Here is a 12,952-nt window from a genome sequence, read left to right as displayed (position 1 = left end):
GTCTATCGCCGCATCCGGCTGAGATCTGTCTTCAGCAGCATGACGTTGTAGTCGCTCCACCGCGAGGCGTTGAAATACAGATCCTTCGAATCGCCCTGTAGCGCGGGCGACTGCGGGAGCATCATCGGACCGTAGAGCACGACGAGCCCCGGCGGCACCAGGGTGGTACGGGCGCTCCAGGGTCCTTCGGGGTGATCCGCTGTCCGGAGGCTGATCTCGTTGTCGCCGTCGAGCATCACATACTTGTTCAGGTAGGGACTCCAGGCCACCGACAGTTCGGTGACGGGAGCCGGCACGACGATCGCGGACCCGTCGTCGGGGATCTCGGTGATGTCGTCGACCCAGCGACGGGTGTTGCCGGCCCAGTACTGATAGCGATCCAGCGACAGGATGTCCTCGGGCTTGAACCTCGCCAGGAAGGCCGCGCCGAATCGCCCATTCGGGGTGCCGAACTGATAGATGTAGTCCTTCTCCTCGGGCGAGTCGGCCCGGCCGCGAACGTAGGCGCCCTGCTGGAACTTGCCGTTGTTGTACTCGACCGACGGCAGATCGGCGGGCAACGCCAGCGAGATCGGTGCGTTGATGCGGATGGTGGACCGATCCGTCTGCCAGGTCTGGCCGTTGTCATCCGAGTAGGCGATCGCCGAGAAGTTGGTGACCCAGTTTCCCGCCGTACCCCAGGACCGGACCGACATGTAGTTGATGTACTGGCGGTGCCCGGAACCGTGGGGTAGCGAGATCGCGGCCGTCGGGATCGTGGTGACCTCGATGTTCGCGACGCCGAGTGATGGGATGAGTTGCTGGGCGAAGTTTGGCTGACCCGGCGCGATCACGGTGCCCGACCTCGGATCACCGGCCACGCCGTCGGGTACCCGGATTCCGTCGGACAATTGATCGTCGGTGGTCCGCAGGAGGACGTTGTGGCGCCATTGCTGCCCGGCGACGTTGCAGTTGCCGAAAGTGTCGCCGAAGGCCATCAGTGTCTGGCCGCTGCCGTTGTCCCAGCTGACGCCGAGATCGGTGCCGGAGATGCCGAACCTGCTGAAGGTGCGATTGCTGCTCAGTGGACCGGTGACCCAGCCGATCGTGCGGGTATTGGCCCCGACGAACGGTACGAGCGGGCCCTGGGGGCCGATGTTGGGAATGTCCGAACTACCGGACGATCCACTGGAGCCACTGGAGCCGGACGACCCACTCGATCCCAGAGATCCGGTGTCGAGCGAGCTGGACCCGAATCCGCCGTTACCGCAGGGGGCCGCGTCGGCCGGTCCGGCACCGTGGGACAGGGCCAGAACGGACGCGGATGTCGCCAGGGCTCCGACAAGGGTGATGCGTACGCATTGCGCGAGCCGTCGTCGCACGAGACCTCCCGAAGTTACACATGTGACTCATGTGACTATTGAGGTCAGTGTGGTGCATGAGCATCACGAACTGCCGGATCTCGACGGTCACGATCCGGTCTCGGGTCCCTGGCCGATCCGGGCGGAGTGCGTCAGTGGGGTCCGGTGACGGCGTCGCGCAGTGCGGTGAGATCACGCGCGACCGCGTCGCAGTCCGCATCGAACTGATCGTCGGTCATGTCTCGCTGCCGCACCGTGAACACGACCTCGGCCCCCTCCGGATGGTCGATCACGCGAAGGGGATTCGAGACGACCGAGCCGTCCGGCAGGGTCACGTCATGATCGAGGATCCCGAACGGATTCGGCGGTGCGAAATGGACGGTCACCTCGCCCATCGGAGAATCGGCGATCAGCAGGTCGCCGTCGCGGCGGACCCCCGCGGCCAGGCCTGCGGCCCAGGCCGCCAGATTGTCCGGGTCGGCGGCGAACGCATAGACCTCCTGGGCGCTCGCGGGGATGACGAGGGAGACATGCCGGCTGCGCATCGCGGTCATGCCCGCGACACTACTGCGCCGGACGCGGCGAGTGGCCCCGCACGATCCGGTCCGGTCGTAGTGTTTGCGTCATGCCCATCCTCAACAAGGACATGACGCTGTGTATCTCACTGGCCGGTCGGCCGTCGAACATCGGCACGCGATTCCACAATCACCTGTACGACGAACTCGGGCTGAACTTCATCTACAAGGCCTTCACCACGGACGACATCGAGGGAGCCGTCCGCGGTGTCCGCGCCCTCGGCATCCGGGGGTGCTCGGTCTCGATGCCCTTCAAGGAAGCGGTGATCCCGCTCGTCGACCGGTTGGAGGAGTCCGCGGCGGCGATCGAATCGGTGAACACGATCGTGAACGACGACGGTCGGCTGACCGCATCCAACACCGATTACGAGGCGGTGGCGAACCTCATCGCCGAGCACTCCCTCGACCCGGCGGCGTCGGTCGCCGTCCGCGGTTCGGGCGGGATGGCCAAGGCGGTGGTCGCGGCCTTCCGCGGTTCGGGATTCGATGATGTCACCGTGGTCGCCCGCAATGGCACGTCCGGTGGGGCACTGGCGGACAAGTACGGCTTTCGGTATTCGGCCGATGATCCGGCACCGGGGACGTCTGTTCTGGTCAACGTGACCCCGCTGGGGATGCGCGGCGCCGACGAGGAGGTGCTCGCCTTCGATCGGGAGCAGATCGCCGCGGCCGATGTCGTCTTCGACGTGGTGGCGTTTCCCGCCGACACACCTCTGGTCCGTGCCGGTCGCGACGCGGGCAAACGGGTGATCAGCGGCGCCGAGGTGATCGCGCTGCAGGCGGCGCGGCAGTTCGAGCGTTACACCGGCGTCGCGATCACGCCCGAGCAGGTGGCGCGGGCGTCGGAGTTCTCCCGGGCCGAGTGAGTCTCTCGGCGTTCAGTTGTCGAGGACTTCGCCGACACGGTCGCCGAGCCCCTCGATTCCGGTGAGGTCGATGCCGAACCCGCCGGCGAGCAGATCCAGCACCTCGTCGGCGTCGGCGAGTCTGCGTTTGTCGGTCGCGCCCTGCGCGGAATGGATGGTGAGAGTGCGGCCGCCCAGGTTCCACCGGGCGTCGCCGACGATCGCGCATGCCGTCAGGCGACTGCGGAAATGCGATCCGGTGTGTGTGGATGCGAACCAGCTGCCGACCACACTGTCGATCTCCGGTCGCGGGTTCGGGCTGAACAGATAGAGCGGACGCCATTCGCCGCCGATCCGGGACTCCATCCGCAGCAACCGTTCGTCGTCGGTCGCGACGATACGGAACGGCTCGAGGTCTGTCGGCTGTTCCTCGCCGATGGTGAAATGCAGCGGGGCGGTGGGTGTCTGGCCGCCGAAGCCCACATCGACGAGCAGTCTGCCGGGCTCGTCGGGGACCGCGACGGACAGCAGTTGATGGGTCTCGGCGGGCAACGGGCCCGGTGGCCTCATCCAGACGACACGACCGGCGAGTGGCTCGACGCCATAGCCGAGTGCGCGGAGGGCGTATCGGAACAGGCCGTTCTGTTCATAGCAGAATCCGCCTCTTCGGCGGCGAACAAGCTTGTCCTGCAAGCTCTCCGGATCGAGTCGGTCGACCGGCGTGCCCGTCAGGGGGTCCAGGTTCTCGAACGGGATGTGGCGTACATGCGCGGCGACGAGTGCGGTGAGGGTGTCGAGCGTCGGCGCCACCGCACCCGAGTACCCGATGCGCTGGAAGTACGCGTCGACGTCGAACCCGGTGGTTGTGCTCATCGCACCATCGTGTCATTCCGGAACGCTGTGTGGCCGGCCACCTAGTCGAACAGCCGGCGGAACAGGTTCGTCTCGGCGAGATCGACCAGTTCGTCGCCGCGCCCGGACATCACCGTACGCAGCGCGTAGAGCGTGAAGCCCTTGGCCTGCGCGGCGGTCACGGTCGGCGGGATGGACAGTTCCTGCCGAGCGGTGACGACGTCGAGCAGTGCGGGACCGTCGTGGTCGAGCACCGCGCGCAGCGCTGCGGGCAGGTCGTCGGGCTGCTCCACCCGTCGCCCGAGGATGCCCACGGAGGCAGCGAGGTCGGCGAAATTCGGATTGTCCAGCTGCGTCCCGTAGTTGACGAATCCGGCCGCCTTCATCTCCACCTCGACGAAATTGAGCGACGAGTTGTTGAAGACGACGATCTTGACGGGCAACTTGTTCTGCGTGATGGTGAGCAGTTCACCGAGCAGCATCGCCAGGCCGCCGTCCCCGGCCAGCGCGATCACCTGGCGCGCCGGAAAGGCCGACTGCGCACCGACGGCCTGCGACACGGCGTTGGCCATCGAGCCGTGCGAGAAGGACCCGATGAGGCGACGCCGACCGTTCATCCGCAGGTATCGCGACGCCCACACCACCGGCGAGCCCACGTCGGGGATGAACACGGCGTCGTCGGTCGCCAGGTCGCTGACCAGGCGGGCCAGGTACTGCGGGTGGATGGGCGTGCGGTTGCGATCGTTGTCGGCGAGTTCGTCCAGCCCCTGGCGTGCCTTGACATAGTGGCGGCGTGCGGACTCCAGATGCTCGGCGCTGCGGTTACGGTCGATGAGCGGCAGCAACGCGGGGATCGTGTCGGCGACGCTGCCCACCAGACCGAGGTCGACGGGGGTCCGCCTGCCGATCTGCTCGCCACGGATGTCGAGCTGGATGATGGTCGCCTGTGACGGATAGAACTGCTGGTACGGGAAATCGGTACCCAGCATCAGCAGGGTGTCGCACCTCTCGATCGCCCGGTATCCCGACGAGAAGCCCAGCAGGCCGGTCATGCCGACGTCGTACGGATTGTCGTACTCGACGAATTCCTTGCCGCGCAGGGCATGCACCACGGGCGCCTGTAGTGCGCCGGCGATGTCGACGACCGCGTCGTGCGCACCGGCGACCCCGGCACCCGCGAGGATGGTGACGTTCTCGGATCGGTTGAGAAGAGCTGCCGCCGCGGACAAGTCGGCGTCGGTGGGTCGCACGACCCGGTCGATGCGGCGGATCGGAGCTCCGGTTCGCCTGCCGGTCGCCTTCGCCAGCAAGATCTCGCCCGGGATGACCAGCACGGCGACATCACTGCGTTCCACCGCGGTTCGGATCGCGATGTCGAGGAGACGCGGCAGTTGTTCGGGGGTGCTGACCATCTCGCAGAACGCGCTGCACTCGACGAACAGTCGTTCGGGATGGGTCTCCTGGAAATACGTGCTGCCGATCTCGGGAGCCGGGATGTGCGCGGCGATGGCGAGTACCGGTACGCGACTGCGGTGCGCGTCGAACAACCCGTTGATGAGGTGCAGGTTGCCCGGACCGCAGCTCCCGGCGCACACGGCCAGCTCATCGGTCAGCGCGCCCTCGGCGGCGGCGGCGAACGCGGCGCCCTCCTCGTGGCGCACGTGCTGCCAGCTGATGGTGCCGTCGCGACGGAGGGCATCGGTGAACCCGTTGAGCGAATCACCGGGGATCCCGTAGACCCGTTGCACCCCTGAGTTCTTCAGGGTCGTGATGATCGCGTCGGCCACGGTGTTCGCCATGGGTGATCCTCTCGTGCGGCGGGCCCCCGCCCAGATGCTACCCGGAACGGAGGCCGCCCGGCCCGGACGTCGTCGGGCTCATGGCGGCCGGTTCTGCGGTGATCCGCGCGTACTCTCGGCTGAGTACCAGGCGATGATCGGCGAGTGGAACGGGCGAGACGATGGGAAAGATCCGGGTGACCGGCAGGGTTCGCGTCACGGGCAGGGTCCGCGTGACGGGTCTCGGTCGGTTGCGCAAGCACATGGCGAAACCGCGCGGGACGACGTCCACAGACGGGACGTCGGCGAAGTCCTAGTGCCTCCGCACGGTCGACGGCCCGGCGACCTCGGCCCCTGACTCCCGGACCCGGCGGCGGAGTTCCCGATCTGCGGTGACCACGATGCGGCGGCGTCCCGGGTGCGCGGCGACGACCTCGACGATCCGGTCGTCCCCGGATCCTGTCGCAGCGATCGTGCTCACCGTCGGAGACGACGACACCCCGCGCGCCCGGCCCTCGACGATCATGACGACCTCGACCGGCCCGCCGACACCGTCGATCCCCTCCGCGTGGAGGCCCGACCGCTGATCGCGCAATCGCTCGGTCGCACCGCGCCGATCACGCCACCAGCCGTCCGGGACCGAACCGACGACGTTGGCCGCATCGACGATGATCAGCGGGATGTCGGGTGTCATGACTCCATCAAGCCACACCGCGACCGCCGGCACATCCCGGGCCCATGACTCAGCCCAGTGCGACGCCGTGGCAGAACCGATTGTCGGGGTCGAGCGCGGCCTTGATCGCCGCCAGCCGACGCCGGTTGGGCTGGCTGAAGGCACTCGCCGAACGTGCCGCCTTTTCGTCACCCTCCAGGAAGTTCAGATACGCGGCTCCGGTCACAAAGGGCGCCAACGCATCTCGTGTCAGCCGCAGCGCCGACTCCACTGCGAGCCCCACGTGCGGATCCGGGACGATCGACGCCAGTTCGAGCAGGAAGGTCCCGTCCCGGCCGATGTCGTTGGGTGATGTCGCAGCCCCCCGGGCGACCGCGCCGCCCGCGTGGCGGATCTCGGCGAACAGCACCAGGGGCATCGTGCCGGGCGCCGGCCGGACTCGTGACGTGAGGATATCGATGGCCTCGTCGGGCAGCTCGTTCATCCACTCGGTGGTGACCATCGCCGGCATCGGATCCGTCGGGTCCATGCTGATGGCGTCCGCTGCGGCGAACGGCAGTTCCGCCCACAGGTCGACTTCGGGGGTCTTCCAGTCCCGCCATTCGTCGACGACGGCCTTGCCGGACGCGCGATCGCCCGCCCAGCAGCCGCGCACGATCGTGAAGCTCTTGCCGCGGAAGGCCTCCGGGACGACGTCGAGCGGTGGGAAGTTCATCAGGGTGACGGCGGACGTCAGGTCTTCGGACTGCGCCGGCGCCCATGCGGCGAATCGGCGCATGACCTCGGGCGCGTCCTCCGCCGGGTAGAAGAGATTCCCGGCGTACACCGTGGTCACCGGAAACAGGTCGATCACCACATCGGTTACGACGCCGATGCTCCCGGCGCCGCCGCCACGCAGGGCCCAGAAGACGTCGGGGTGGCTGGTGGCGCTGACGCGGAGGGGATTGCCGTCCGGGGTGACGACGTCGAACGAACGCACAGCATCCGACGCGAGACCGTATTTGCGTCCGAGCCAGCCGAATCCACCGCCGAGGGTGTAGCCGACGACGCCGACGTCGGTGGTCGAACCGAGCAAGGGGGCCAGCCCGTGCTGCTGTGCCTGCTCGAGCACGGGCGCCCACTTCGCTCCCGCGCCGACGGTCGCGGTTCGTCCGATCGGATCGATCGTCACGTCGGTCATCGCCGAAGTGTTGATCAACAGGGCACCGTTGGCGGCCGCGCCGGGGCCGTGCCCGGTCGCCTGGATGGCCACCCGGAGACCTTCGTCGGCGGCGAAACGCACGGCCTCGACGACGTCGAAGCGATTCACCGGCACGGCGATCACGGCGGGGCGGTGATCGGTGAGGAGGTTGAAACCGCTGCGCGCCTCGTCGTATCCGGGTTCGCCCGGTCCGTAGACGTCGCCGGCGATGCGGTCGGACAGGGCGGCCAGCACCGAGGTTCGGGTGCGGACCGCGAGATCGTCGTGATCGGTCTGGGTCGGCGGGGCGGCGGATCGGGTCGTCATCGCGAGTTCCTCACTGGTGGGCCGGTGTCTCCGGCGCGGATCGGGGTTCCGGCGAACCGGATGTGAAGAACTCTCGTCGGTGGGTCTTGACGGCGACTTGGAACCGGCTTGGATCACGACCTCAAGCGCGAAGTACCTGCTCGGACGATGCAGCGATGCTCAGCCCGCGTCGGGTGCGTACCCGTGATCCGACGCGAAGGACTCGATCCGCGCCACCAGCGTCGCCGCCTCCTGTGTCAGCGCGACGCGACGCGCCTCGCGAAGCGTGTCCTGTACGACGTTCGCCGGGTGGGCGGCGCAGTGCTGGAACTCGGCGCACACCAACAGCCGATGCGCGTCGGGATAACGCTGTCCCGTGCGTTCGGCGAACGCCTGGGCCTGCTCGAGCAGCGCCGGCACGCGCTCGAGGCGGCCGGCCGCGGTGAGCGCCTCCGCGTGCAGAGCCAGCCACAACCCGATGCCGGTGCGTTGCGGATGGTCGCCGTGATCCAGCCGGTCGAGGTGGCCGAGAGCTTCGTCGGGGGCGTCGCCCAGCGCGCGTGCCCACCAATAGATCCGTTCACCTCCGCGACGCAGATACTCCAGGGCCCGGTGATCGGACGAGGACAGGAGCCGTTCACCCACCTCCTGCACCCAGTCGATGTCCCCGGACATCGCGCCCGCCGTGACCGCGAAGATGCCGACACCCAGGTGGGACACCGGGTCGTCGGGTCCCACGTCGATCCGGTCGAACACCCGCCGGCCGGCAGCCGGGCTCACATGCAGAGTGGCGGACCATGCCCGGAATCCGCGGGCGAGGACGATCTGGTCGGTGTGCAGGCCCGCGACATCGGAGTCGAGTGGTGCGTAGGACTCGAGCAGGCGGTGTGCGTCGCCGATGTGGCCGCGATCGAACCGGTCGATGGCCGACAACTGCATGCCCAGGTGCACGACCACCGGGTCATCGGACGACTCCGCGCGGCCCCGCAACTCCTCGGCGACGCGATGCGCCGCGCGGGTATCGGCGACCTGGGAGTGCGCCGCACCGCGTGCGTAGTCGAGGTTGGCGAGCAACGCGACGTCCGACGTCGACTCGCCGAGTTCGCGCGCCCGCGAGAGCAACTCGCGATCGGCGGCGAAATAGCCACTGCGTGCCACATCGCTGAACAGCCGGGTGGTGATCGCGGCGAGTTCGAGATCGACGTCCCCGCCGGCCCGCGCCAGCCGGGCGGCATCGGACAACTGCTGCTCGGCGACATCGAAATTGTAGGTGCGCATGGACAATTCGCCGGCGGCGAGAAGTGCGCGAGCGGTATCCAGGCGATCGGCGAGCGGTCCGGCCGCCCAGAGGTGACGCGCCCGCTGCGCGGTGGCGTTGGGCATCCGTCGGGTGTCCAGTTGCCTCGCGATGGCGAGATGCATGCGTCGCGCGCGGGTGGCGCCGACCTGGTCGACGACGGCCTCGCGGATCAGGTCGTGATTGAAGGTGAACGAGAACGGGTCGTCGCCGACGTCGACGAGGCCTGCGGCGTCGGCGGCGTCGAGCGCGTCGAGTGCGGCATCGACGGACTGGTCGGTGGCGGCGGCAACCAGCCCCAGATCGACCCGATTGCCGATCAGTGAGGCCATCTCCAGCAGGGCGATGGTGTCGGGTCCCAATGGCCGCAGGCGTTCCCGGACCACGTCGCGGACGCCGGCCGGTACGGCGTTGTCGCCGATGGAGCCGCGGTCGGCGAGGATGCGCGCCAACTCGCGGACGAAGAAGGCATTGCCTCCGGTCCGCCGGGCGATCGACTCGGTGGTGCCGGCGGCCGGCCACTCGTGGGTTTCACGGCGCACCATCTCGGAGATGTCGTCGTCGGTGAGCGGACCGACCTCGATCCGGCGGTGACCGGGCAGCCGGGCGAGTGCCGCGAGGATGTTGGCCACCGCGGGCCGGTGCGACGACGACCGCAGGGATGCGAAGAAGGTGACGCCGGGTGGGCGTCGGGCGGCCATGTGCGCGAACAGTTCCAGTGTTGCGTTGTCGGCCCACTGCAGGTCGTCGAGGACGATGATCAGCAGGTGTGTCTCGGCGACGCCCTCGAGGAGATCGGCCGCCTGATCGTAGAAGCGGAAACGTGCTGTGGCGTCGGGCATCTCACGTGGGGGAGGGATCACCGTCGACCCCTGGGTGACCATGCGCCCCAGGTCGCTGTCGAGTAGTCGTGTCCGGTCGGCGGAGTCGATCTCGGGCAGTACGGCACCGAGGACCTGGACCCACGGCCACATGGACGGCGCCGCGGCGTCCTCGACGCAGCGGCCCCACAACACCTCCAGGTCGGCCGCGCCCGCCGCCCGGGTCGCCGCCTCGTCGAGCAGGGCGGTCTTGCCCGCACCCGGTTCGCCCTCGACGACGACGACACCACCAGGGCCCTGCAGCGACGCGAGTACGGCCTTGTGCAGCACCGCCAGTTCGTCGGTGCGCCCGATCAGTGCGTCGGTGGCAGGGGGCGCGGGGCGGCCGGGATCGGCGTCGGCGGAGAGCGCCGGTTCGGTCGGTGCCGCGACGACGACGCGGGCCGGCGGTGTCGGAGCGTCCAGAGTCGGTGCGTGGTCGAGGATGTCGCGTTCGAGGGCACGTAGTCGTGGTCCCGGGTCGACGCCGATCTCCTCGGCGAGCACACGTCGTGCCTCGGCGATCGCACCCAGCGCGTCGGACTGCCGGCCGAGCCGGTATCGGGCGGTGGCCAGCAGGACCCACAGGTTCTCGTCGAGCGGGGATCGCTGCACCGCCTGTTCCAACTCGGCGACCAGGGCCCGGTGCTCGCCGAGGGCCAGGCGGACCTCGAAGGACAGCTCCTGCGCCTCGGTGATCGTGCGTGCCAGGTGCTGCGCCGCGGCGTCGCGGAAGGACAGCCCTTCGAACTCGGGCAACAGCGGTCGATATCGGGTCAGGGCCGCCTGCAGGACTTCTGCCGCCCCGGCGGGGTCACCGGCTCGGTGGCGCTCGTGGGCGTCGGTGATGCGACGGACGAGAAGCCGGACGTCGACCTGATCGTCATCGGCGACGAGCGCGTAACCCGAGCCCCGCGTGATGAGCACCGTCGACGGGCTGCGCGGCTTCCGGTCGGGCTCCAGCGCCTTGCGCAGACCCGAGATGTAGGCCTGCACCGAGACCTCGGCGCGGTCGGGCGCCGACGACCCCCAGATGCCGTCGATCAATCGGTCGACACTGACCGGGTCGCCGTCGGAGAGGAGGAGCTGGGCCAGCACGGCGCGTTGTTTGCGCGTGCCGAGTTCGACGGTCTCGGAATCGATCTGCGCCCCGAGACCGCCCAGAACCGAATACGCGAGTCGGGCCATCAGCGCGAGTCTAAACCCGATCCTCCACGGTCGCGCCGGATCGGCGTCCCGTCCGACTACGCTGGCCCCATGTCCATCGCCGTCGCCATGATCACCGTCGACACAACCGATCCGATACCGCTGGCCACCTGGTGGTCCGAGCAGATCGGGGGGCACATCGTCGCCGAGAACGAGGGCTACTTCGTGGTGGTAGCGCCGCGTGGGACGGGCCCGGCGTTGGCCTTCCAGAAGGTCGACGACCCGACCCCCGGAAAGAATCGGATGCATCTCGACCTGACGACCGAGGACCTGGCTGCCGAGGTGGCACGCCTGCTGGCCGCCGGTGCGACGAAGGTCGCCGATCGCGAGATGCCGGGCTTTGCCTGGGTCACCCTGGCCGATCCGGACGGGAACCAGTTCTGTGTCTCCGGCGCGCATCCGGCACCGGACGCGTGAGTGGAATTTACGGGTCCTGATGGGCTTCACCCGCGAGCAGTTGCAGGCCTTTGGCGGCACCGAGGTGCCGGACCTGATCGGCACGGACTGTCGGCTGCTGTTCGTCGGCATCAATCCCGGACTGTGGACGGCCGCGGTCGGCGCGCATTTCGCCCGCCGGGGCAACCGTTTCTACCCCGCCCTGTACCGGGCGGGCATCGTCGACCGGCTGATCGACGCGTCGGCCGGAATGTGCGACGACGATCGCGATCTCCTGTGTCGTCGTGGCGTCGGGATCACCAACGTGGTGGCGCGGGCGAGCGCAACCGCCGCCGAACTGTCTGCCGACGAGCTGCGGGCGGGTGGTCGGCGGCTGCGCGCGACGGTGCGCCGCGTGTCGCCCAGGGTCGTCGCGATCGCCGGTATCACGGCGTACCGATCGGCCTTCGATCAGCCGCGGGCGGTCGCCGGACCGCAGGACGAGCGGTGGGACGGCGCCGCGGTCTGGGTGGTACCCAATCCGAGCGGGCTCAACGCCCACGAGACCGTGGACACGCTGGCCGCAGCATACCGGCGGGCGGCCCGGGCCGCCGGCATCCTGGGCTGATCACCCCGGACACGCCCAGCGCTCCGGGCTTCCTCAGGGCGCAGGGAAACGGGTCTGCTCGGGGGCGGGCTCAGTGACCCGACCGGTGTGCCTCGTTGGCGGCGAGCACCGACAACAGTTCGTAGCCCACGTGGGCGGCGGCGATGCCGGTGATCTCGGCGTGGTCGTAGGCGGGGGCCACCTCCACGATGTCGGCGCCCACGATGTCGAGGCCGACCAGGCCGCGCAGGGTGTTGAGCAACTCGCGCGAGGTCATGCCGCCGGCTTCCGGGGTGCCGGTGCCCGGTGCGTGTGCCGGGTCGAGAACGTCGATGTCGACGGAGATGTACACGGGTCCACCGGCCATCCGCCGGTGTACGCGTTCGATGATGCTGCGGACACCGTCGAACTGGTAGTCGTCCGAGCGCACGATCTGAAAGCCGAGCACGCCGTCGGCCTCGAGGTCGGCCTTGCCGTAGAGGGGGCCGCGGATGCCGACGTGCATGGATCGCTCCATGTCGATCAGTCCCTCTTCGCTGGCGCGACGAAACGGGGTGCCGTGGGTGAACGGCGCGCCGAAGTAGGTGTCCCAGGTGTCGAGGTGCGCGTCGAAGTGCAGCACCGCGATCTTGCCGCGCTCCTTGTGGACCGCTCGCAGCAGCGGCAGTGCCAGGGTGTGGTCGCCGCCCAGGGTGAGCAGGCGGGCGCCGTCGGCGGTCAGGTCGGTTGCCGCATGCTCGACAGTCGCGAGCGCTTCGACGATGTCGAACGGATTGACGGCGATGTCGCCGGCGTCGGCCACCTGCTGGATGCCGAACGGCGCCACATCCAGCGCAGGGTTATAGGGGCGCAGCAGCTTTGACGACGCGCGGATGTGGCCGGGGCCGAACCGGGCGCCGGGCCGGTAGCTGACACCACTGTCGAACGGGATGCCGATGATCTTCACCGCCGCACCGGGCACCTCGTCGAGCCGGGGCAGCCGGGCAAAGGTGGACGGTTCGGTATAGCGCGGGGTTGCGCTGGCATCCAGCGGTCCGCGAATCATGTTTGCGGTCATC

At 68.8% G+C, this 12,952-nt stretch carries 12 protein-coding genes; 3 read left to right on the top strand and 9 right to left on the bottom strand.

The features are described from left to right. Positions 1–2: 2 nt before the first annotated feature. The gene (locus D7316_RS06295; RefSeq protein ID WP_124707522.1) at positions 3–1,361 is read right to left on the bottom strand and encodes a DUF4185 domain-containing protein; all 1,359 of its coding nucleotides are present in this window, start codon (positions 1,359–1,361) and stop codon (positions 3–5) included. Between the two features lie 131 nt (positions 1,362–1,492). After that, positions 1,493–1,894, bottom strand: a complete 402-nt coding sequence (locus D7316_RS06290; protein WP_124707521.1) for an SRPBCC family protein — start codon at positions 1,892–1,894, stop codon at positions 1,493–1,495. A 71-nt stretch (positions 1,895–1,965) separates the two neighbouring features. Between D7316_RS06290 and D7316_RS06285 the strand changes: the two genes are divergently transcribed. Continuing rightward, complete coding sequence (locus D7316_RS06285; RefSeq protein ID WP_124707520.1) at positions 1,966–2,781, top strand: shikimate 5-dehydrogenase; 816 nt, start codon at positions 1,966–1,968, stop codon at positions 2,779–2,781. Positions 2,782–2,793: 12 nt separating this feature from the next. On the opposite strand, the gene D7316_RS06280 is transcribed toward D7316_RS06285, so the two are convergent. From D7316_RS06280 to D7316_RS06260, 6 genes are all read right to left on the bottom strand, one after another. Then, on the bottom strand, positions 2,794–3,633 hold the full coding sequence (locus tag D7316_RS06280; protein ID WP_124707519.1) for an arylamine N-acetyltransferase family protein: 840 nt from the start codon (positions 3,631–3,633) through the stop codon (positions 2,794–2,796). 41 nt (positions 3,634–3,674) lie between these two features. Further along, positions 3,675–5,411 (bottom strand): ubiquinone-dependent pyruvate dehydrogenase, encoded by a 1,737-nt coding sequence (gene poxB / locus D7316_RS06275; RefSeq protein WP_124707518.1) that lies wholly within the window; start codon positions 5,409–5,411, stop codon positions 3,675–3,677. 37 nt (positions 5,412–5,448) lie between these two features. Then, complete coding sequence (locus D7316_RS27090; RefSeq protein WP_164473741.1) at positions 5,449–5,610, bottom strand: hypothetical protein; 162 nt, start codon at positions 5,608–5,610, stop codon at positions 5,449–5,451. Positions 5,611–5,703: 93 nt separating this feature from the next. Beyond that, the gene (locus D7316_RS06270; RefSeq protein ID WP_124707517.1) at positions 5,704–6,084 is read right to left on the bottom strand and encodes a PIN domain-containing protein; all 381 of its coding nucleotides are present in this window, start codon (positions 6,082–6,084) and stop codon (positions 5,704–5,706) included. A gap of 49 nt (positions 6,085–6,133) precedes the next feature. Continuing rightward, positions 6,134–7,570, bottom strand: a complete 1,437-nt coding sequence (locus D7316_RS06265; RefSeq protein WP_124707516.1) for an FAD-binding oxidoreductase — start codon at positions 7,568–7,570, stop codon at positions 6,134–6,136. A 159-nt stretch (positions 7,571–7,729) separates the two neighbouring features. Continuing rightward, on the bottom strand, positions 7,730–10,894 hold the full coding sequence (locus tag D7316_RS06260; protein WP_124707515.1) for a BTAD domain-containing putative transcriptional regulator: 3,165 nt from the start codon (positions 10,892–10,894) through the stop codon (positions 7,730–7,732). Positions 10,895–10,963: 69 nt separating this feature from the next. Here D7316_RS06260 and D7316_RS06255 point away from each other — a divergent pair, with 69 nt between their 5' ends. Together D7316_RS06255 and D7316_RS06250 are read left to right on the top strand one after the other, a co-directional pair. Next, entirely contained in the window at positions 10,964–11,329 is a 366-nt protein-coding gene (locus D7316_RS06255) for a VOC family protein (protein WP_124707514.1), read from the top strand. A 19-nt stretch (positions 11,330–11,348) separates the two neighbouring features. Continuing rightward, entirely contained in the window at positions 11,349–11,915 is a 567-nt protein-coding gene (locus tag D7316_RS06250) for a mismatch-specific DNA-glycosylase (RefSeq protein ID WP_124707513.1), read from the top strand. A 70-nt stretch (positions 11,916–11,985) separates the two neighbouring features. On the opposite strand, the gene speB is transcribed toward D7316_RS06250, so the two are convergent. After that, positions 11,986–12,951 carry an agmatinase gene (gene speB / locus D7316_RS06245; RefSeq protein ID WP_124707512.1) on the bottom strand — a complete coding sequence of 322 codons (966 nt, stop codon included), beginning with the start codon at positions 12,949–12,951 and terminating at the stop codon, positions 11,986–11,988. Between the last annotated feature and the right edge of the window lies 1 nt (position 12,952).

It is taken from the genome of Gordonia insulae, from assembly GCF_003855095.1.
Classification (GTDB): domain Bacteria; phylum Actinomycetota; class Actinomycetes; order Mycobacteriales; family Mycobacteriaceae; genus Gordonia; species Gordonia insulae.
Note: the sequence above shows the minus strand (reverse complement) of the source record. Positions and strands in the feature narration are given on the sequence as shown.

Coding starts and splice junctions, on each gene's coding strand:
- D7316_RS06250 (WP_124707513.1), top strand. CDS start 11,349: ATGGGCTTCACCCGCGAGCAGTTGCAGGCCTTTGGCGGCACCGAGGTG.
- D7316_RS06290 (WP_124707521.1), bottom strand. CDS start 1,894: ATGACCGCGATGCGCAGCCGGCATGTCTCCCTCGTCATCCCCGCGAGC.
- D7316_RS06255 (WP_124707514.1), top strand. CDS start 10,964: ATGTCCATCGCCGTCGCCATGATCACCGTCGACACAACCGATCCGATA.
- D7316_RS06285 (WP_124707520.1), top strand. CDS start 1,966: ATGCCCATCCTCAACAAGGACATGACGCTGTGTATCTCACTGGCCGGT.
- speB (WP_124707512.1), bottom strand. CDS start 12,951: ATGACCGCAAACATGATTCGCGGACCGCTGGATGCCAGCGCAACCCCG.
- D7316_RS06270 (WP_124707517.1), bottom strand. CDS start 6,084: ATGACACCCGACATCCCGCTGATCATCGTCGATGCGGCCAACGTCGTC.
- D7316_RS06260 (WP_124707515.1), bottom strand. CDS start 10,894: ATGGCCCGACTCGCGTATTCGGTTCTGGGCGGTCTCGGGGCGCAGATC.
- D7316_RS06265 (WP_124707516.1), bottom strand. CDS start 7,570: ATGACGACCCGATCCGCCGCCCCGCCGACCCAGACCGATCACGACGAT.
- poxB (WP_124707518.1), bottom strand. CDS start 5,411: ATGGCGAACACCGTGGCCGACGCGATCATCACGACCCTGAAGAACTCA.
- D7316_RS06280 (WP_124707519.1), bottom strand. CDS start 3,633: ATGAGCACAACCACCGGGTTCGACGTCGACGCGTACTTCCAGCGCATC.